The 21,720-nt window shown below is 46.6% G+C and carries 16 protein-coding genes; 13 read left to right on the top strand and 3 right to left on the bottom strand.

Features of this window, described 5'->3' with window-relative positions; all coding sequences use genetic code 11:
- The first annotated feature begins 1 nt into the window (after position 1).
- The 4 genes from ACLHR0_RS12795 (at position 2) to ACLHR0_RS12780 (ending at position 5,325) form a co-directional block, all read left to right on the top strand.
- Positions 2–2,392: an ABC transporter permease gene (locus ACLHR0_RS12795; protein ID WP_436487065.1), complete on the top strand. Its 2,391-nt coding sequence runs from the start codon at positions 2–4 to the stop codon at positions 2,390–2,392.
- Between the two features lie 201 nt (positions 2,393–2,593).
- The gene (locus ACLHR0_RS12790) at positions 2,594–4,060 is read left to right on the top strand and encodes an ArnT family glycosyltransferase (RefSeq protein WP_436487063.1); all 1,467 of its coding nucleotides are present in this window, start codon (positions 2,594–2,596) and stop codon (positions 4,058–4,060) included.
- Between the two features lie 186 nt (positions 4,061–4,246).
- Positions 4,247–4,933 (top strand): hypothetical protein, encoded by a 687-nt coding sequence (locus ACLHR0_RS12785; RefSeq protein WP_436487061.1) that lies wholly within the window; start codon positions 4,247–4,249, stop codon positions 4,931–4,933.
- An 11-nt stretch (positions 4,934–4,944) separates the two neighbouring features.
- Complete coding sequence (locus tag ACLHR0_RS12780; protein WP_436487059.1) at positions 4,945–5,325, top strand: hypothetical protein; 381 nt, start codon at positions 4,945–4,947, stop codon at positions 5,323–5,325.
- Between the two features lie 3 nt (positions 5,326–5,328).
- Here the strand turns inward: ACLHR0_RS12780 and ACLHR0_RS12775 are convergent, their stop codons facing one another.
- The 3 genes from ACLHR0_RS12775 to ACLHR0_RS12765 form a co-directional block, all read right to left on the bottom strand.
- Positions 5,329–6,387 carry a response regulator gene (locus tag ACLHR0_RS12775; protein ID WP_436487057.1) on the bottom strand — a complete coding sequence of 353 codons (1,059 nt, stop codon included), beginning with the start codon at positions 6,385–6,387 and terminating at the stop codon, positions 5,329–5,331.
- A 5-nt stretch (positions 6,388–6,392) separates the two neighbouring features.
- Positions 6,393–7,907, bottom strand: coding sequence for a PAS domain-containing sensor histidine kinase (locus tag ACLHR0_RS12770; protein ID WP_436487055.1), 1,515 nt, complete (start codon positions 7,905–7,907; stop codon positions 6,393–6,395).
- 140 nt (positions 7,908–8,047) lie between these two features.
- Positions 8,048–8,761: a pirin family protein gene (locus tag ACLHR0_RS12765; RefSeq protein ID WP_436487053.1), complete on the bottom strand. Its 714-nt coding sequence runs from the start codon at positions 8,759–8,761 to the stop codon at positions 8,048–8,050.
- 168 nt (positions 8,762–8,929) lie between these two features.
- Between ACLHR0_RS12765 and ACLHR0_RS12760 the strand changes: the two genes are divergently transcribed.
- The 9 genes from ACLHR0_RS12760 to ACLHR0_RS12720 all read left to right on the top strand — a co-directional run bounded on the left by ACLHR0_RS12760 (position 8,930) and on the right by ACLHR0_RS12720 (position 21,710).
- A complete protein-coding gene (locus ACLHR0_RS12760; RefSeq protein ID WP_436487051.1) occupies positions 8,930–11,014 on the top strand; it encodes a TonB-dependent receptor plug domain-containing protein in 2,085 nt (694 codons plus the stop codon).
- Positions 11,015–11,025: 11 nt separating this feature from the next.
- Positions 11,026–11,610, top strand: coding sequence for an HmuY family protein (locus ACLHR0_RS12755; RefSeq protein WP_436487050.1), 585 nt, complete (start codon positions 11,026–11,028; stop codon positions 11,608–11,610).
- 18 nt (positions 11,611–11,628) lie between these two features.
- Positions 11,629–12,576 carry a DUF6607 family protein gene (locus ACLHR0_RS12750; RefSeq protein WP_436487048.1) on the top strand — a complete coding sequence of 316 codons (948 nt, stop codon included), beginning with the start codon at positions 11,629–11,631 and terminating at the stop codon, positions 12,574–12,576.
- Positions 12,577–12,679: 103 nt separating this feature from the next.
- On the top strand, positions 12,680–13,261 hold the full coding sequence (locus ACLHR0_RS12745) for an RNA polymerase sigma factor (protein ID WP_436487046.1): 582 nt from the start codon (positions 12,680–12,682) through the stop codon (positions 13,259–13,261).
- A gap of 111 nt (positions 13,262–13,372) precedes the next feature.
- Positions 13,373–14,422: a FecR family protein gene (locus ACLHR0_RS12740; protein WP_436487044.1), complete on the top strand. Its 1,050-nt coding sequence runs from the start codon at positions 13,373–13,375 to the stop codon at positions 14,420–14,422.
- Between the two features lie 226 nt (positions 14,423–14,648).
- Positions 14,649–18,041 (top strand): SusC/RagA family TonB-linked outer membrane protein, encoded by a 3,393-nt coding sequence (locus ACLHR0_RS12735; RefSeq protein ID WP_436487043.1) that lies wholly within the window; start codon positions 14,649–14,651, stop codon positions 18,039–18,041.
- Positions 18,042–18,059: 18 nt separating this feature from the next.
- Complete coding sequence (locus ACLHR0_RS12730; RefSeq protein ID WP_436487041.1) at positions 18,060–19,490, top strand: RagB/SusD family nutrient uptake outer membrane protein; 1,431 nt, start codon at positions 18,060–18,062, stop codon at positions 19,488–19,490.
- Between the two features lie 30 nt (positions 19,491–19,520).
- A complete protein-coding gene (locus tag ACLHR0_RS12725; RefSeq protein WP_429050713.1) occupies positions 19,521–20,219 on the top strand; it encodes a DUF4843 domain-containing protein in 699 nt (232 codons plus the stop codon).
- Positions 20,220–20,255: 36 nt separating this feature from the next.
- Positions 20,256–21,710, top strand: coding sequence for a PKD-like family lipoprotein (locus tag ACLHR0_RS12720; RefSeq protein WP_436487038.1), 1,455 nt, complete (start codon positions 20,256–20,258; stop codon positions 21,708–21,710).
- Positions 21,711–21,720 lie beyond the last annotated feature (10 nt).

Raw genomic sequence — 21,720 nt, 5'->3', positions numbered from 1 at the left:
AATGTTTCGCAACTATTGTAAGATCGCTTTCAGAAGCCTGATGAAAAGCAAATTCACCTCATTTGTTAACATCGGTGGTTTGGCAATAAGCCTGGCAAGTTTTCTCATTATCTTACTATATCTTAACTATGAACTCAGTTATGATCGCTGGGATCCTTCGCTGAAACAGGTATACCGTGTGTCACGGCAAACGGAAAGTAATTTCGCCAACAATCCTGTGCCGGCTCCCCTGGCGCCTTTGCTGCAGGAACATATGAAGGAAGTGGAGGCATACACCCGTATAATACCCTCGGGTAAACATGAAATACTGATCAGTGTAGATGATCGCAAAATATATCAGCAAAACGTGGTGATGGCTGACAGCGGATTTTTGCAGGTATTTCCTTTGCGGCTACTGGCAGGAAATGCAGCTACGGCTTTCAATGCACCTGCTTCTGCATTGATTACAAAAGCGGTCAGCGAAAAATTGTTTGGTAAAGAAGATCCCATGGGGAAAGTGATAATGGTGTATAACCGGATGGCTTTCACTGTATCCGGGGTTATTGCGGAACCGGCCACGCCTTCGCATATAAACGCTTCCATTATATTGAGAGACCCATATATGGCTGCTAATAGTGGCTGGGGTAATATTTCCTATATTTCGTATATCCGTTTAAGAGAGCCATTAACACCGGGAATATTGGAAGATAAAGTGAACCGTATTTTTTATGAGCATCGCCTGAAAACAGGTAATGAATCTTACGCAGCCTATATTAAAGCGGGACATGCGCCTTCGCTGTTTACGGAAGCCGTACCGGATATTCATAATTTCCCACGTTTGGGAAGCAGCCCTTTTAAAACAACCATGATTCTGTTCCTGCTGGCAGGTTTACTATTGCTGAGCGGCGCGCTGAATTCCAGCAACCTGTCGCTGGTAAAAACGTTGAAGCGCTCACGGGAAGTGGGAGTACGAAAAGTGATGGGTTCCAGCCGCTCCCAGATACTCGGGCAGTTTATGATGGAAGTAACCATTCAATGCGGTATCAGCCTGTTACTGGCAATGTGCCTGTGTATTATCATGCTGCCTTTGTTTAACCAAACGTTTGGGTTGTCGTTGTCTTTCTCCGGTCAGCTGTATTCCTATAAAATGATCCTCCAGGGCGGAGCTGCTTTGTTGGCTATTATACTTATTTCGGGCTTGTACCCGGCAATGGTATTTGCGCGCAGGAGCGTTGTACATGTGATGAAGGGTAATTTCAGCATGGGCAATACCGGCAAGCGTTTCAGCCATTCGCTGATCGTGGTGCAGTTTGCCGTATCTGTATTTTTTATGGTGAGTGTGTTGGTGATGGCGCACCAGATGAATTTTATGAAACACCGGGATATTGGTTTTAATCCTGAGCAGGTAGTGCAGATAGAAGCGATGCAGCCAACCCGTGAAAAGAATTTTGAGCAAACAAGAGCAAAGCTGCTACGTATTCCCGGGGTGCAACTGGTATCCAAAACCACGGCGGTTCCCGGCGGCGATATAGATACTTCTTTCAGCACTTTCAATTATGCAGGCAGCAGTAGGGCACTCTCTTCCGTGCGGGTAAGTACCGATTTTTTTGCCACACTCGGTATTGCGGTCCTGGCTGGCAGGATGTTTTCGGATGCACACCCGGAGGACCAGGACAACACGGCCATCATCAACGAATCGGCGGCCAAATCGCTTGGCGTGGTTGATCCTGTGGGTACACAGATCCGCTATGCCTCCTGCGACAGTGTGCCCTACCAGATAGTGGGGGTAGTGAAAGATTTCCAGGTGCAGGGGTTTGACAGTTATGTACGCCCCACCCTGTACAGTATTTCCAATGCACATTGCACTTATCAGTCCGGAGGAGCGCTCCTCGTGAAGGTGAATACGGCCAACCTGGATAAAACGCTGGCAGATATCAGTGCCCTATGGGAAACGATAGAGCCGGGATTTCCGCTGCGCTATTCATTCCTGGATGATAATTTTCAACAGGTTTTCAGCAGCTACACGCGGGTACAATATATCATTCATGTGTTCACTTTCATCTCCGTTTTCATTTCTGTAATGGGCTTGCTGGCGCTGACGGTATACATGACGGAGCAACGTACCCGGGAAATAGGCATCCGGAAAGTATTGGGAGCCAGTGTGGGTGGGATTGTAGCGTTGTTGTCAAAAGATTTCCTCAAACTGGTGATCTTTTCTGTATTGATTGCCACACCTGTAGCCTGGTATCTACTGGAACGCTGGCTGAGGGATTTTGCCTACCGGGCAGGCATCAGCTGGTACCTGTTTGCGATAGCAGCAGCCGGCGCATTACTCATTGCTTTTGCTACTGTGGGACTGCAGTCGCTACGGGCAGCAAGGGCTAATCCGGTAAATAGTCTGAAGGCGGAATAATCCCTTGTTGAAGCTGAACGAAGGGGTACAGTAATGTTAATTATAGTTAAGCAGCAGGTATGAAATCACCAAGCGGCACAGAGATTGTGGAAGGAGGGCATCTGACCACATCATCTGTTATAATTACAACTGTCAGCCTATCATATGCAGGATCTACCGGGGAGTAATCGTTTCATTGCTTATATCACAGCGCATAAATGCATGGCTATCGCCATCGGAATGATTGTGCTGCTAAGATTTTCGTTTATAGGTATTATGGGTGCCATGCCCCAGGACGCCTATTATTATTTCTACGGACAACACTTCGCCCTGTCATATTTCGATCATCCTCCGGCTATTGCCTGGATCCTGCGTGCTTTTACAGACTTATTCGGCCGGCATATATTTGTGATCAAGCTGGCAGATACCCTGGTTACCATTGGTACGCTGCTGGCCTTTTACAATTTATCGAGGTGCTTCCTGCCACTGAAGCGTGCCTGGAATAGCCTGTTGCTGCTGGGCGCTACGCTGATGGTCACTATCTTATCACTGGTATCCACACCCGATGTGCCGTTGCTATTGTTCTGGACTTTATCGCTGATAGCAGTGTACAGGGCGGTATTTGAGCAGCGTAAAGCCTATTGGATATGGGCAGGGATTGCCATGGGGCTGGCATTCGACAGCAAGTACACAGCTGTTTTCCTGCCGGCGGGAGCGGTGCTTTATTTATTACTGTCGAAAGAACACCGGCGGTATTTGTGGTCCCCCTGGTTCCTGGCCAGCGTCGTGTTTTTCTGCATCACCATTTTGCCCGTGGTGATCTGGAATGTGGATAACGACTTTGCCTCTTTCCGGTTCCAGTCGTCCGACCGGGTAGAGGGCGTGGAGTTCCGTCCGCTGGACTTTTTCGGTGTTATTGGTCACCAGGCGGCTATTCTGCTACCTGTATTATTCTTTGCTTTGCTGTATTATGTGTATAAACTGGTCCGTAAATACAGATGGCATATTACGCGCATCTCTGCCCGTCAGCTTTTCCTCTTATGTTTTTTTATTCCTGTTTTTGGTATTTTCCTGGTCATTTCTCCCATTTACTGGGTAAAGATAAACTGGATGATGCCTGCTTATATAACGGGCACTATATGGATAAGCACCTGGATCACCTTTAAGTATGTACGCTGGCAATGGATCTGTTCATTGGTGATCCACCTGGCGCTGGCAGTGGAAATCATTTTTTATCCTGTACCCATTCATTCAGATGATACCATGATCGGCTGGAAGGGGCTGGGCGATGGTGTGAAGGCATTGTCGAAAGAATACCCCGATGATTTTATTTTTTCTGCCGATGATTATAAAACCAGTGCGATGCTCAATCTTTACCTGGGGCGCATGGTATACTCCCGTAATATTATTGGTGAGAATGCACTGCAGTTCGATTTTATCGGAACCAATATAAACGCATTAAAAGGAAAAAATGCCCTGTTTATCAATTCACTGACCGACGTAAATGATGATGTGGATGAACGGGAATTTGTAACAGAAGAACTGGCGCCGTTCTTTAGCTCCGTGCGGTCGCTGCCTCCTATTGTTGTTACCCAGCAAGGCCGCGTAGTAAGGAAATTCCTCGTTTTCCGCTGTATAAATTACCAGCCTCATCAGTCCGCTAATGATCCCGGTCATCTAAAAAAATGATGACTGTCAACAGAAGGAGTAATGCCCGTCATTGTTCAGCAACGAATTCCGGTTTAGTTTTACGGCAGCATTTGGACATCCACCTGGATTCCTTGGCGTAAACAAAAAGCGAAGATGTGCTGTTGAGAAGGTATCACCGTTCTATCAGCGGTGGTACTTTTACCTACTGTTAAAAAAATGCAAATCATGTTCAGCGGATTAACTCCTACATCCCGTCAGCGGAAATTTTGTGAAGGTTTTCTTTTTTTTCCCATCAGGCATTTACGTAAATATGGGAATCATATTTTCAGACAATACGGACGTCATGCCGGTGTGAAAACATTGCTGGATATGCAACTGGGGATGCCGGGTAACAACGACCGGTACGCAGAAGAAATACAACGCTGTATCGCAGATAAAGCGGCGCCTGAAACCGCAAAGGTGATGCTGAAACTGGAAGAATTTTATACACAGGTACAGGCATCAGCTGGTAGTTTACCGGGGCTTTACCTGGATTTCAGTGATCTCATCATTCATTTCTACCGGGAGGTATCTATTTACCACAATGTAATCCTGCGTAATATGAAGCAGGAATTGCAGCCGGCCGGAAGGTCTAAAAAGCGGGAACCGGAAGGGGAGCCCGCACAGGAACACATCAATAAACTTTATAAGGTAGTGAAGGAATTTGTTTTGCAAAGCAAAACGATGTTGTCTGTATTGGAAGATGTGGCAAGAAAGGAAAACTATTTACCGGGCGAACAATATCTCCGTCATATTATGGAGTTAATGTCAGGTATCCGGCAAATGAATCATCATCAGCAACATCTATGTCAGCTATTAAAGAAATGGGGTGTAGATAAAAATCTGCACATGCAGCAAACCTATTATAATTAGCAACTATCAATATGCCGTATGATCCTAGCACTGAAACAGATATTGCGGCCTACCGGGAGGCATGTAACAACTGGATCAGAACCCTGAAAGCTTTAAGAGAAGATAATGCTTCGCTGATTAACCGGCTGGCGGCTGCGTTGAAAGAAACTACGCGGCGGTCGTTTATTGAGGAGGCAGAAGAATTTCAGCTCACGATGCTGGACCGGGAAGAGTCGTTGATCCTGTTACGGCATGAAATAGGGGAGCAGCTCGACTGGCTGAATAAGCAGCCGGCTGGCGTGCCTTCGCCGCATCTTTATGCGGTGCTGAAAAATGATATGGAGGGAATGATGCAGGAGTACGAGCGTTTAAAGGTGGCATTCCTCATTTTTATAGCGGCAGAAAAAGTATAGGCATCAGTTTACCAGCGCCGCCAGTTTTTTGAGAGATAAAAATGCGATCTGCCCCTCTTTCAGGGCAATCAGCTGTTCATCCCTGAAATCGCCCAACGTGCGTATCAATGATTCTTTTGCGACTCCCGCTACTGCGGCAAGGTTTTCCCGGCTGATATCGATCGTAAAATGTTTACTGCCGGCGGTATTGTATTTTTTGTCGAGCATCAGCAATGCTTCCGCTACTTTCTTACGAAGCGAGTTATACGCCAGCCCGATCAGTTGCTGTTCTTTTTCCGCCATTTCTTTTGATAACAGCTGGATAAATTTCCCCAGCACTTCCGGGTTACTGCTGATCAGCTGTTCAAAATCTTTTTGCGGGATCACTGCTACCAGTGTGTCTTCCATCGCTTCCGCATATTCCTGGTAGTTGCCGCCTTCGAGCAGGGCATTATATCCAAGAAAATCCCCTTCGTTATATAAACCTATGATCAGTTCTTTTCCTTCATCGTTCCGTTTATACGTTTTTACTTTTCCCTGGAGCAGGTAATATAAATGATCCGGGCGGTTGCCGGCAGCGTAAATGCGTTGTTTCTTCTTATAGTGATTGGTATTGCGGTTTTCTTTGAGTAGGGTGAGCTGATCTTTGCCGGTACTGGCCGACAGCAGTACCTGGAGCCCGTGCAAGCCGGTAACCGTGTCCTGTTTGATCTCAGCGCATCTTTTCAGCCGGCTTTCTATCGCGCTGAGCAACTCTGTGCCTTCAAAGGGCTTGGTAATATAATCATCTGCACCCAGCTCCATTCCTTTCCGTATATCTGTTCTTTCTGCTTTGGCTGTCAGGAAGATAAAAGGCGTTTTCTGGAGGGCCTTGTTTTTATGCAGCATGTGTAAAACGCCATAGCCATCCAGCACGGGCATCATGATGTCGCATACAATAAGGTCGGGCAGGTGTTCCAACGCCATGGCCACGCCTTCTTTGCCATTGGTGGCAGTGAGCACCTGGTAATTGGCCAGTTCAAGGATTTCCGCTACATTTTCACAGATGGCAGCATTATCTTCAATCAGCAGTATTTTTTCCATGAGCCTCAGTTTTGGGGGAAGGGAACCGTAACAAGGAACTCTGTGCCTTTTTCCGGAGCGCTGTTACAGGAAACTGTACCATTCATCAATTCCGCATATTTGGCTACAATGTGCAGCCCAAGCCCTGTACCCTGAATATTGGACACATGCTGGCTACGGAAAAACCGCTCAAAAAGATGCTGCCTGTCTTCTTCTGAAATACCTATTCCCTTGTCTTTTACGGATAGCTGGAAGCTGTTGTCGCTACATTGTGACCGGATGGAAATAATGGCTCCCTCCGGAGAAAACTTGATGGCATTGGATACAAGATTCATAACAATGTGTTTTAATAGTGTAGGGTCCATGCAGGCATGGGCGGCGCCGTGGTGCGCATAGTAAATATTCTGTTTGGTTTTTTTGAGTCCGTCCATTTCGCCCAGGATGTTGCTGATGTGTTTACCGGCGTCGAAGGTGCTGTGGCGTACCTGGATCTTTCCTTCTTCTATTTTTCCTACCGAGAGGAAGTCGTTTAGTATATCCGTCAGCATATTTACCGCGGAAATAATACGTTGAATGTGTTTGCTCCGTTTGGCTACGTCATCATCTGCTTCATATTTGGACACCAGGTAGATGGAAGAAAGGATGGCGCTGAGGGGTGTCCTGAATTCATGGGAAGCGAGGGATACAAACCTTGATTTAAGTTCATTAAGCTCCCGTTCTTTTTCCAGGGAAGTTCTCAGCTCAGATTCCGCCTGTTTAATGCGGGAGAGGTCGATGGCAATACCGATATACCCGGTAATATCGGCCGCATCCCGTATGGCGGATACCGTCAGGGAAACCGGCAGCGTGCTACCATCTTTCCGGATGTACTGCCATTCATATTCATTATAGAGGTTTAGCCTGGCTTTAATGGTGAGCGTTTCCATACCGGGAGCCACCGGCTGGTTCAGCTGCTGTGAAAATTCTTCTGCCCGCAGGGCTACTTCCTCCGGATCGTGCAGCAGCATCGGGGTATATACATCCACCACTTCACTGGCTTTATAGCCTAGAATCCTCTCTGCTGCAGGGTTGAACCACCGGATGAAACCATCGTTATTGATTACGATGATCATGGCGCCGGTACTGGTCCATAAGCTGTTAAGGAAGCTGTTCATGCGCTGGAGCGAGCCGTCTTTCACAGCCGCTTCTTTGCGTTGCTGCGAAAGTTCCCGCAGGGTCATCTCCGCATTCCGGCGATCGGTGGTGTCGGTGATGTAAATAATGGTTAGTATTCCTTCCGGGGTGGAGTGGTTAGCCTGGCTGATCTCTGCCGGGAACTGGCTGCCGTTTTTCCTTACCGCATACTGTTCTTTATGATCGCTGATAAGCAGCAGGCTCACCAGCTGACCTGTCACTTCTTCTTTCGTATAGCCAAACTGGTTAAGCAGGAAGGGATTGGCCATCACGATCCGCTGCTGATTGTCGGCAACCAGTATGCTGATGGTGGCATGGTTAAAGAGTACCTCGAAACCTATGTAATTATTTTGGGAGGTATTAATCATACAGGTAATTGAGCCTTTGAAGCGGTGCAATATAAATTTAATGATTCCCGGTGGAATAAATTACCTGTATGAATAAATTGGATGTTATTATTTTAGAAAAGTAATAATATGTCTGTATTTAATATGTATTAAGAAGAGATTTACTTCTGATTGACAGGCGTTTCGATAACCAGGAATGTTGTTTTTTCGCCGCACTGCAATGTCACCTCACCGGTTTCCCATATCCCTATCGCATCACGCGGCTGTAATACCTGGTCCTGTACCCTGAGGCTGCCGTCAATAGAAAAGATAAACAGGCACTTATTCAAGGGGTTGAAGGCATAGGTAACACTGGCAGGTTGCTCATAGTATCCGAGCGACAGCTTCGCATTCTGATTGATCCAGCAGTGTTCCATCCCTTCTTCACCGGATACGATCGTCACCAGTTTGTTCTTTCTTTTTTCCTGCGGGAAACTCCGTTGCTGATACCTCGGTGAAATGTTTTGTTGTTTGGGAAGAATCCAGATCTGTAAGAAGTTAACTTCTTCCGTACCTATATTATACTCTTCATGCCTTAACCCGCTGCCGGCACTCATGATCTGCACCGCAGGTGCTTCTATCTCGGTACTGTATCCCATGGAATCTTTATGGTTCATCTTTCCTTTCAGTAAAACGGAAATGATTTCCATGTTCACATGCGGATGTGTACCAAAGCCTTTGCCGGCTTCTACGTAGTCATCGTTGAACGCGATCAGCGTACCGAAAGCGCTGCGCATGGGATGATAAAAATCGCTGAAGCTGAAGAAGAAATTACTTTTCAGCCAGCCTATGTCTTTAACGCCTCTGTCGGCCGCCGGGAAGTATTGTGTTTTCATATATTAATGAACAGGTGATGATTTAAAATTGTTCCGGTAACGGTTAGTTTTCCGGACTAACTAAGTTAACAGCAAATTTCCGGATCTCGTAAATAACTTTCCCAAACTCGTAAAGGTGCTGTTGTTTATGCCCGTACTTTTGCTTCACAATTTCAGATAAACCTTAAGATGTATAAATATTTATTCCTGCTCACCTGCATCATGCGGGTAGGGACCCTTTTTGCCCAAACCGACACTACTTCCGGCAGTAAAGTGTTACAGGAAGTAGTGGTTACCGCTACCAGGAATGAACAACTGTTAAGCAAAGTGCCGGTACCGGTTACTATAATCCATAAACAACAGATACAGGCCATGGGAGCGGTATTGCTGCAACAGGTACTGGCAGAACAAACCGGCCTGTTCATCACCTCCAATCATGGAGCAGGTGTGCAGATGCAGGGACTGGAAGCAGAGTACACACTGATACTGCTGGATGGAGAACCGCTCATAGGCAGAACTGCCGGCACGTTCGACCTGTCGAGGATTGTGGTGAGTAATATAGAAAGAATTGAAATCATTAAAGGGCCTGTTTCTTCACTCTATGGGAGCGATGCACTGGCCGGCGTTATTAACATCATTACCAGCAACAACAGCAAGGAGGGAATAAGCAGTATCAGCGCGCGGTATGGTTCCAATAATACCTATACCCTTGATGGCAGTACACGTATTCCTTATAAGAAAGGCTCTTTCTCCGCCAGTGTAAATGCTTATAACAGTGACGGATACACGCTTGGTAACCAAAGCACTGCGCCTACTGTATCGCCATTTAAAGCATATACGGCACAGTCGCGCTGGCAGCACAACTGGTCCGGCAAATGGAGCACCATCCTCTCCGGGCGCTACTATGAACAAAAGTATAACAGTTATTTCCCGGATGCCAAAGGAATGGTGGATGATATCGGAAAGGAGAAGGATATGAACGGATCGTTACAGCTGATTCATACGCCGGTACAGCGTTTCAAACAAACGTGGCGGGTGTATTATTCGCGGTATTCCACCAATGAAGATATGCATTACCGGGAGGACAAAAGTTTGTATGATGCATCATTTTTTACCCAGCAATATCTGAAACCGGAATATCAGGCCGACTGGCAGCTGCATCCGAAACATCAGCTCACCGCGGGTGTGGGATATGTGCATGAATCGCTCGAAGCCACCCGCTATGAGGAACGGATGGCCTTTAATACCGGGTATGTATTTATACAGGAAAACTGGAAACCGGCAAATGCATGGAATGTATTACTCGGCGGCCGCTTTGATACGCATAACCAATACCCGTCTCAGTTCAGTCCGAAGTTATCGGTGTCGTATCAGCTAACGCCCAACTGGCGCCTGCTGGGCACCATCGGCCGCGGCTACCGTGCGCCTGATTTCAGGCGGCTATACCTGCATTTTAATAACGCAGCAGTTGGTTACACCGTGGTAGGTACCAAACTGGCAGCGGATATCCTGAAAGAAATGGAGCAACAGGGGCAGATCAAACAGGTGAACATCGATCCGGAACAATTGAAAAACCTGGATGCCGAAAGCTCCTGGTCCTATAACCTGGGAGTGGAAGGGAAACCATTTTCCCGTACCACCACCAAAGTAAATGTCTTTTATAACAGTGTAAAAAACCTGATAGACACCCGCGCTATTGCCGTAAAAACAAACGATCTGGCAGTATATAGCTATGTAAACATCAACAGCATTACTACTGCCGGCGCAGAAGCGGAGCTGGGACAAGCTGTAGGCAGGCATTTGCAGCTGTCCGCCGGCTACCAATACCTTCGCTCAAAAGATAATGATCTTTTCAAAAAGGTGAAAAACGGGGAAGTATATACGAAAGATGAAACCACCGGGGAAACACGCGCACTTACCCGCCGCGAATACTTCGGATTATTTAACCGCTCACATCATTCAGCCAACCTGAAAATAGCGTATAGCCTGTACCGTTTGGGTATCGATGCAAATGCACGAATGCTGTACCGAAGTAAATACGGCTTCACCGACGAGAACGGGAATAACACACCGGATAAGGACAGTGAGTTTGTGCCCGGTTATGCTACGGTAAATCTTGCGGCAGCTAAATACCTGTTCAAACGGCAGCTGCGTATGCAGGCCACGCTGGAAAACGTGTTTAACTACACGGATGCACAGCATATCAGTACCATGCCAGGCAGGATCTATTCCATTGGCGCCACCTGGAATTTTTATCATCACGTAAACCATTAACCAAATACTATATGAAACAAATACTCACAGCTGGTATGCTGTCACTGTCGCTTTTTACACTGGGATCCTGCAGCAAGGATGATGATGCCGTTACACCGCCGGTGGTTGCAGTGGAAACCAAAACGGTAACAAACATTGATGCAGATGCAGCAAATAAAGGCAGCTTTACTTTATACAGCCTCGCAGATAATAAAGTAATTCCGAACAGCGATTCCGCCACCACCAAATGGGACATTGGTTTCAAAGCCACTACCATTATCATCAATGGCGGCACCAGCGGACCTGGTAAAGCCGAAGCCCAGGTGATTACCGGTGTATTCAGTCAATTGGCAACAGCGCCGGAAACAGGCTATACTACCGATGCTACTGCAAAGAAAGCCATCACCGGCTGGTATGCTTACAACATGACCACACACGTAATTTCACCGGTAACAGGCGCTGTAATTGTACTGAAAACCGCGAATGGTAATTATGCCAAACTGGAAGTGACCAGCTATTATAAGGATGCGCCGGCTGCACCGGACCAGAATTCAGTAAGCCGTTATTATAATTTCCGGTTTGCTTATCAGCCAAATGGCACACGCCAATTCAACTAACCACTCATTATTATTTTTATGAAACATATTTCCATTTTAGCCATCAGCGCATTCATAACGCTGGCAGCAACCGCCCAGCAAAAGGGCGGCGATAAATTATCGCAGGATAAAGCAGCGATCAAAAGTATGTGTGGCTGCCAGGACGTGACCTTTGAATACACAGAAACATTCCCGGCAGATAGCAGCTATAAGCCTAAAGGATATCATAAGATTATTGACGCCATTGAATATGTAACGGTGGCCTCAGAAGATCCGCACCGCATTGTATTGCAACATCTGCTGATTGCAGATAGCAACGTGATTAAACACTGGACAGAGGACTGGCAGTATGAAAACCAACAGTTGCTGACCTATACGCAGGATAACCAGTGGAAGAAGGTCACGCTGCCCGCCGCACAGGTAAAAGGTCAGTGGTCACAGAAAGTATATGGCGTGGACGATGAACCGCGCTATGAAGGTTCCGCTACCTGGGTACATGCAGACGGCCGCCACTACTGGGAAGCCGCCTCAGATGCGCCGTTACCCCGCAGGGAATACACAACCCGTAAGGACTATAACGTATTGCACCGGGTAAATCATCATGAAATCACCGCTACCGGCTCTGTGCATGAGCAGGATAACCAGAAGGTGATCCGCGCAAACGGCATGGATAAGGTGATTGTGGGAGAAAAGGGATTAAATACCTATAACCGCACCAGTGAAAGTAAATGTCAGCAGGCTAAGGAATGGTGGGAGCAGCATAAGGCTTTCTGGGCGGTAGTCCGTAAAAGCTGGGATAAGATCTATGGAGAGAGCAGCGAAATTAACCTGCAGAAGAAAGTAAATGATGAACCGCTATACAAGGTGATATCCGCACTGGAGGAAAAAGCTTTCCGCAAAGAGCTGGCCGGCGCCGAACTGGAAAGGGCTGTAACGGCTACATTACAACAGTTTTCGCATAATACAGCGTTGAGTTTACAACGATAAACGAGTGGATAAGAAAAGTACCGCAGTCATTCCTGGCTGCGGTTTTTTTGTTTTGCTAAAATATTTTGAACTATTTTGTCGGGCAATCATATATTACGTGGATATGCCTTCCCCGAGTAATTACGATGAGAACACAATGCTGGAACTGTTATCACAGGGCAGTGAGTATGCTTTTACGGAGCTGTTTAGCCGCTACCGTACGAAGGTGTATTCTGTGGCGTTCCGGTTTCTCCGGTCGCAGGCAGCCGCTGAAGAAGTGGTGCAGGATGTGTTCCTGAAGTGTTGGCTGAAGCGTGAAACCCTGCCGGAAGTAAAAAATCTGGATGCCTATCTGAAAGTTGTGACCAGGAACCTGGTCCTGAACCGTTTCCGCAAACGGGCCAATGAGGCCGCCGCCCGGGAAGAGCTTGGCCGCCGGGAGGTAATGGTAAACGATACTGACCACCGGATCCAGGAACACCAATACCGGGAAATTATCCAGACCGCCCTCGGACAGTTGCCGCCCCAGCAACGGGAAGTATACCGCCTTGCCAAAGAAGAAGGACTAAGCCATGAAGCCATCGCCAGCCGCATGCATATCTCCGCCGTTACCGTGAAATCCCATATGGCCAGGGCGTTACAGTCGATCCGCCGTTACCTGAACGGCAGCATCAGTATCCTCCTGATGATCACTCTTGTTAAATAACAATAAAAAATATATTTATTCACCCTCCACCATCGGAATTTGTCAGGTGTCTGTTATTATATAAGTTTTGAAAAACTACCTGTAAGTTCCTGTAAAGTTATTGTAATCGTTATGACGAACGACCCTGGATTCAATGGATTAATGGATAAATACCTTGCCGGGAAAGCCAGCGAGGCAGAGTGGAATGAATTGAGGGGATTGATCAACAAAGGCAACTTTGATGAAGAAATAAAGAACCGGATAGATGCGGAATGGGATAGTGGCATCATGGAACCAGACGTTTCATTTGAGCGCTATCATGAGATGATCGGCAATATCATGTCGGCCGAATCACACATTGCCAGCATTATCCCGCTTAAACGGAACCGTCGCCGCGGCATGCGGAGGCTGGCGCTGGCTGCCATTGTAACTGGCTTGCTGGTGCTGCCTGTCGCCGGCTGGTGGTGGTGGCATGCAGGCGAAAAACAGCCGCTGGTAGCCATTAACCTATCCGCAGCTACACCTGCCGCGGAAGAAATAGTGGAAGTACAAACGAAGTTTGTACGCCTGCCCGATGGAAGTACAGTGTTACTCGCGGATAACAGCCGCCTGGAATACAATCGCGACTTCAAAGGGAATAAAAGAGAAGTGCGGTTATGGGGAGAAGGATATTTTGATATTAAAGAAGTGCCGGATAAACCCTTTATCGTGAAAACCGGTAAGCTCAGCACGCAGGTACTTGGGACCGCTTTTAATGTAAAAGCATCAACCGATCAGCAGCGTGTAGTGATTACCGTTACCAGGGGTAAGGTAAAGGTAAATGATGAGAAAAGCAGCTATGGCGTACTGGTAGCAGATCAGCAGCTATCAGTAAATATGCTTACCAGTACAGTAGTAAGGGCGCAGGTGAAAAGTATGGAAGTGGTAAAATGGAAAGATGAATTCCTGGTGCTGGACGATGTAAGTATGGAGGAAGCAGCTGTTATGATAGGAGATAAGTACCATGTGAAAATATTATTTGCCAATGAGGCATTAAAAAATTGCCGTATTGCAGGAACATTTTTTCATAACCAGCCTTTGGAGAAAGTGCTGACCATTATTTGCAGTGTGGCAAATGCCGGGTATACCATTTATCCCAACGATAAAGTAGTACTGAACGGTGAAGGATGTGCCAATCAATAGATAAACGCTTATAAAACGGTAGTCAATCAACAAACGGAATATAATATCGGTGAAGATCTTCATCCGGTAAAGCGCGTTGTGCACCGCGTGTAGCTGCTAATTTTTTTAATTGTAATTATCTAAATCAACCATCAGAATTATGGATCTAATCTCCGTGAGGGATCGCTATGTCCCTATGCGAATCAACCAACCATACATTAGGAAAAAGGGCAAAACAGGTTTTATTATGAAGATAATTTTCTTGTATTCTTTTCTGCTGGCATTGTCCGTTCAGCTACTGATAGCCTCACCGGTGTGGGGCCAGGAATTGGGAAAGAAAACAATTACACTCGGCCTCAGAGATGAAACGCTCCACAGCGCTATTAAGAAAATTGAGCAGGCCAGCGGATTTCTTTTTGCTTATCCCCCTACAGCAGTAGCGAAGTACAAACATATCACGCTCCCCACTGCCAGCCGTTCCGTAAGCGCTACGCTGAATGCAGTACTGGAGAATACTAATCTCGCCTACCGGGAGGTCGACAGCAGCGTGGTATTGTATGTAAAACCTATTGCCAATCCCGGCATTTCGGACAATGAAGCAGCAGAACTATTCCAACAACAGGCAGTTATTACCGGCCGTATCCTCGATGAAAAAAGCGGCGACCACATTGTGGGCGCCACTGTTATTGAGAAAGGAACTAAAGTACTGAACGGCACCACCTCCAACGAAGTAGGCGCCTTTAAAATACCGGTGGATGTATCAGCCGGTAAAGCCACCCTGCTTATCAGTTATGTTGGCTATGAAACAAAGGAAGTGGAAGTACGCAGATCCGCTAACCTCACGGTTAAACTCAGTACCAGTTCCAAGTCACTGAACGCAGTAGTGGTAACAGGGCTGTTTTCCAGGCCGGCGGAAAACTTCACCGGTGCAGCATCTTCCTATACAAAAGAAGAGCTGAACAAGGTATCGGGTAACAGCGTATTAAGCGCACTGCGCGCACTCGATCCCTCTTTCCAGATGCCGGAAAATATCGCTGCCGGCTCCAACCCCAACGCAGTGCCCAGTGTAGTGGTAAGAGGCGGCAACAGCCTCGGTAATCTGAATGGCACTAATCAAAACAACGTATACGACTTTACCACCAGCCCCAATACACCACTCTTTATTATGGATGGCTTTGAAGTATCACTACAACGGGTAAACGATTTTGACATGAACCGCATCGCAAAGGTCACTATCCTGAAAGATGCGGCAGCTACCTCTATTTATGGTTCCCGTGCAGCTAACGGCGTAATTGTTATTGAAACCGTAAGACCCCGTGAAGGCAGTTTACGTGTAACCTATACCGGTAGTGTGGTGGCAGAACTGCCCGACCTCAAAGGCTATGACCTGGTAAACTCCAAAGAGAAACTCCAGCTGGAAAAAGAAGCAGGTCTTTATAACGGCTATCCCATCCCCGTTTGGCAGGAAGAAAAAGATTTCCAGTATAACTACCGCCTGGCGGAAGTAGCCAAAGGTATCAATACCGATTGGCTCAATGTACCCCTGCGCAACGGCATTGGCAGTACCCATAACCTCTACCTGGAAGGTGGATCGGAATCGGTGATGTACGGTCTCAATGGTACCTACAACACTACAGAGGGAGTCATGAAAGGCTCCAGCCGGCAGAATATCTCCGGTAACACGTATTTGTCCTATCGATATAAAAACTTTTTATTCAGAAATGATCTTACCCTCAATTTCAACAAGGCAGTTAACTCACCCTATGGCTCATTTTATACTTATACTAAATTAAATCCTTACTGGTCGCCTTACGATGCAAACGGAAATCCCAAATACTACCTGGAAGATATCCGCTTCTTTGATGACACCCGGCTGGCTTCACAACTGAACCCGGTTTATAATGTATCCCTGCACACAGTAGATCAGTATACACAGCAAAATATCACTAACAACTTTTTTGCGCAATGGCAGGCAAAAGAATGGCTGCGCTTTACCGGCCGCTTTGCCTATCAGCGCACCACCAATGGCGGAGATCAGTTCCTCCCGGCGCAACACACTGCCTTCGACAGTATCCCTGTGGAACGATATTATGAAAAAGGATCTTACACGAAAGGTTACGGTTTAAGGAATACAATCGATGGGGCTTTCACCATCGACTTAAACAAATCGTTCGGATCACACATGTTCTTTGGTTCACTGGGTACCACCCTGCGCCAGGAAAAACTGACTTCAGAATCCTACACCATCAACGGGTTCCCAAATGATAAACTGGACCAGGTGACACTGGGAAACGGATACAAAACAGGTGCACGGCCATTCGGCACAGAAGGGCTTACCCGTTTGCTGGGATACTTCGCCAATGTGAGTTACGCATACGATAACCGTTACCTGCTGGATGTTTCATACCGGTTGGATGGATCTTCCCAGTTTGGCGCCAATAAACGGTTTGCCTCTTTCTGGAGCGTAGGCGGCGGATGGAATATTCATAAAGAAAAATTCCTGGAAAACAGTACCGCTATCAACCGGCTGAAACTCCGCTATTCATACGGATATACCGGCTCTTCCAATTTTGCCAGCTACCTCGGTCTTACCACCAGCAGGTACTATACCGACCAGGATTATTTATACCACCTCGGCACCTCCCTGCTTGGCTTTGGTAACCCCAATCTTGCCTGGCAGCAGACCGCCAAAAGCAACTTTGGTATTGACGGTACTTTTTTCAGACGACTGGATATTACCGCCAACTATTTTGAAGAGAAGACAAAAGGTTCTGTTGTGTCTATCACCACCGCCCCATCTACCGGCTTTTCCATGTATATGGATAACATGGGCGACGTAGTAAGCAAAGGGTATGAAGTAAATTTACGCTACACCATTTTCTCTAATTCGCGGAACCGCGACAGCTGGTCCGTTTTTGCCAACGGATTTCATGTGCAGAATAAAATTGAGAAAATCTCCAATACCCTCGAACAACTAAACAAAAGAAATACTGATTCACTCAGCACCACACCGCTGGCCCGCTTTGCTGAAGGCCGTAGTACCACCGCTATCTGGGCAGTGCCTTCGCTGGGCATCGACCCTTCTACCGGGAGAGAAATTTTTCGTACCCGCAACGGTACCACTACTACTGTGTATGATCCGCTGGACCAGGTAATAGTAGGAGACGCCCGCTCTACACTGGAAGGAACCTTCGGAACCAATTTTGAAAAAAGAGGCATCGGTGTGAACCTCTACTTCCGGTACCGGTTTGGTGGCTATACCTATAACCAAACACTGGTTGACAGGGTAGAAAGCGCTGACATGAGATTTAATGTGGACCGCCGTGTATTTGAAGAGCGCTGGAAAAAGCCAGGTGACATAACTTTTTATAAGGGAATTGTGGATAATAACGGGTACACCATTAACACCATCACCTACGCCACTTCCCGCTTTGTACAGAAAGACGACTGGCTGAGCCTCGAAAGCGCCTCGCTGTATTACCGCTTAAGTGACGCGCAGAACGCACGGTTACGCCTGCACGATACCAAGCTCACCCTCTTCACCAACCAGCTGTTCTGGTGGTCCAGCATTAAGCGGGAAAGAGGCCTGGATTATCCTTTCAGCCGCAGCTTCACTTTACAGTTACAAACCACTTTTTAATTTTAAGAGGATCTGAACATGAAACATCTACGCAATATACTTTTCCTGGTAGCTTCCATCACCTCACTCACACTTACCTCCTGCAAGAAATGGCTGGATGTAAGACCCAAGACAGAAATCAAGGAATCAGAACAGTTTTCTACTGAACAGGGTTTCAAAGATGCACTGTATGGCAGCTATCAGAAAGCGGCCGACGGGCAACTATACGGTGGCTACCTGACTTTCAGTTTCCTGGAAGTCTTATCGCAGGGATACGACAACACCACGAAAATAGATCACGACTTTTTTTATGCGGCCACCTACCAGTATACCAATGCCGGTATAACAGGCATCATCAATAGTATCTGGAGTAATATGTATGCCACCATCGCGCAAACAAATTATATCCTGAAAAATATCGACAACAAAAAATCAATCTTTACAGCGGATAACTATAATATTATCAAAGGCGAAGCGCTGGCACTGCGGGCTTTTATACACTTCGATCTGCTGCGTTTATATGCACCTTCTCCTAAATCAGATGCTACTGCTACCGCCATTCCTTATATGACTTCCTTTACGGTAACACCACAGGCGCGCTTAAAAGTAAGCGAGGTGATTACCTTATGTGAGAAAGATCTGAAAGAAGCAGAAGCATTACTGAAAGTATATCCGCAAATGAGCAACCCCGGTGGCAACGACGACTTCCTCGCCTTTCGCAACAACCGGATGAACTATTGGGCGGTAAAAGCATTACTGGCAAGACTGTATCTCTATAACAACGATAAAGTACAGGCACTCGCCTATGCAAAAGAAGTAATTGCCAGCAATAATTTCCGCTTTATTACTTCCGGTGAATTAACTACCAATGCCGTTGATCTCAACAGGACCTTTACACCGGAACACATTTTCTCCATTTATGTATCCAAGCTGAAAGATCCCGTGAGCAGCTACTTTATGATGGCTACCGGTGATAAGATGTACAAGAAATTTACCATCACTGAAGAACGCAGAAAGGCGGTGTTTGAGACGGCAGCAGGCGGCAGTACCGACATCCGCTTTGTAAGTAACAGCTTGTGGGGCGTAAGCAATGGTATTATCTTCCCCAGTAAGCTCTGGCAGGTAGATGAAAACAGGGAATCACTAAAGAAGAGAATACCGGTGCTTTCTCTCTCAGAGATGTATTACATCGCCGCAGAAAGTGAACCGGCTCCTGCTGAAGGGCTTAAATGGCTGAACAAAGTCCGCGCTGCCAGGAATATTATAGAACTGCCTGCAGGACTGGACGCAACTACTTTACAGAATGAAATATTTAAAGAGTATCGCAGGGACTTTATCTGCGTGGGACAACTCTTCTATTATTATAAACGGTTAAACCTGGCTAAAATTGAGGGCGCCCTTAATGGCACCATCAATAATACGCAGTACGTACTGCCATTGCCAAACCAGGAAATCGAGTTTGGAAAGTAATCATCTCTGCATCTCTTTAAATCATCAAACATGAAGAATATTAACAGGCTGATAGCAACAGCCATATTATACCTGCTGGTAAGTGCATGTGGCAAGGAAGAGCGGCTGATGTACAAAGAATTGCCTGCGATCTACTTTTCCAGGGATTTTGTACTACCCGACAGTATCAATTATACATTTGTGGTAAAACCGGATACCGTATTGAAAGATACCGTGTACCTTAATATGCGGATCACCGGGCTGGCTACTGCTACCGACAGGAAGTTCAACCTCGTAATAACAGACAGCTCCACCGCTGTAAAAGGAACACATTTTGATATAGGCCCTGCCGTTATAAAGGCAGGCGAATATGCCATAAAGTTTCCGGTATACCTGTTCCGCACCCCGGACATGAAGAATAAAGTGTTCTCTGTTTATTTTCGTATAGCCTCCTCCGATGACTTTGCCGCAGGATTCGCTAATAGCCTTAATTACCAGATAAGGATAACGGATATGTTGCTGAAACCCGCTGATTGGAGCGACTTCTTCTATGGCGCATATTCACTTACCAAGCATCAGTTCATGGTATCACGGTTAGGTACCACCGCTATCACAATGGGAACAGGCGCACAATTTTCGGAGATCATGTCTATCCTGCAAAAGATGCGGGTAGAACTGATCCGTTACGAAAATACAAACGGGCCGCTGATAGATGAAAATGGCAACCGGGTCACTTTCCCTGCTATTTAACCTGCACTCTTATTTCTTTATCCTAAAAGTTGCAATATGAAATTGTCAGTATATAATTGGTTGTGTGTTTCAATGCTGGTGATGCTCACGCTGTCCGGTTGCCTGAAAGACAACAGCAATAAAGCTATTATCCCTATTAACGTGCTCAGTATCTCCGATACTACGGCAGTTGACGCCGTGCTGCAGTTTGACACATTAACTGTGAAGCCCGATATTAAAGAGGCCGTGCCTGCAGGCGATAATGGCCTGGTATATGAATGGAGTATCCATCAGAATGATTCTGAAGATGCTTATCCGGTATATATCCTCGACAGCACCCGTTACCTTCACCAGGCTATCCGTGTGAAACCTGGCATTTACAGGCTCATTTATAAAGTAACCGTGAAAGCTTCCGGCGTTTCTTACTTTAAGTTCTTCAACCTGAAGGTAATCAACCGCTTCAGCGAAGGATGGCTCGTGATGGAAGATGTGGCTGGCAAAACAGATATGACCATCATCCTGAAAACAGATACCTTCTTCCATCATATTTTCACAGAGCTGAATAAGGACTATGTACTGAATGAACCGCTGCAGGTAGCTACCACGAACTATTACGGTGCTAAATCGGTATGGATGTTTGGCGCTGACAACGCCATAGAACTGGAGTATACAGAAATGACGAAGCTAACAGACTACACCAGCTGGTTCTGGGAAACACCGGCCGTGTTCCATCCGCAGAAGTTCGGGCAAATCAATACCGGCATGAATATCCTGATTAACGACGGTCATCTGCAGGTACGTGTTGCCGGAGGTTTTCCGGGAGATGTAAAATATCTCAATACCCTTCCTTTTCCGGGAGGTAAGGGCGATGACTATTATTTTTCTTCTTATACAGGAGTCGGTCCGCAACCCTATACTGGTGAAAAAACACCCTATACCGCTTTCTTTTTTGATACAAAAACCAAAGGCTTTGTGTACCTGTCAGGCGCTTCCCTGATCCCTTCCCTGGTGGCTTTCAGCGCACCCGAGCCGGGCAGTTACTTTGATATGCGTAACATCGGGAAGGATCTTCTTGCTATGGACCAGGGAAATGCGCCTTTCCTGAACAACGCTATCTTCAAGGATAATGGTAATTATTATTTGTACCAGATAGATGGCAACCGCTCGGACCCCGCCGTCGCAAAAAAACTGATCACAGGCGATGCTCCTGAATTGGCGGCCTTCACTAAAATGACCAGCTCCAAAAAACTGCAACAGATCTATTTTCTCGTTAACGGTAACATCTACCTGTATGATATCCCCTCTGGTAAAGCAAGGACCATTAAGACTATTGCAGCAGGAGAGCAGGTAACTTACTTCCAGTGTACGGGCGACGACGTAATGGTAGGTACCTGGAACGGTACAGCAGGAAAATTGTACCGCTATAAGATCAGTCCTTTGGGCGATTTCCAGGATGTAAAGGTGTTCACCGGTTTCGGCAAAATTGTAAGTATGACCTATAAAGCAGCATAACCATCAAAAC

This window comes from Chitinophaga sp. ARDCPP14 (assembly GCF_051362515.1).
GTDB lineage: Bacteria > Bacteroidota > Bacteroidia > Chitinophagales > Chitinophagaceae > Chitinophaga.
Note: the sequence above shows the minus strand (reverse complement) of the source record. Positions and strands in the feature narration are given on the sequence as shown.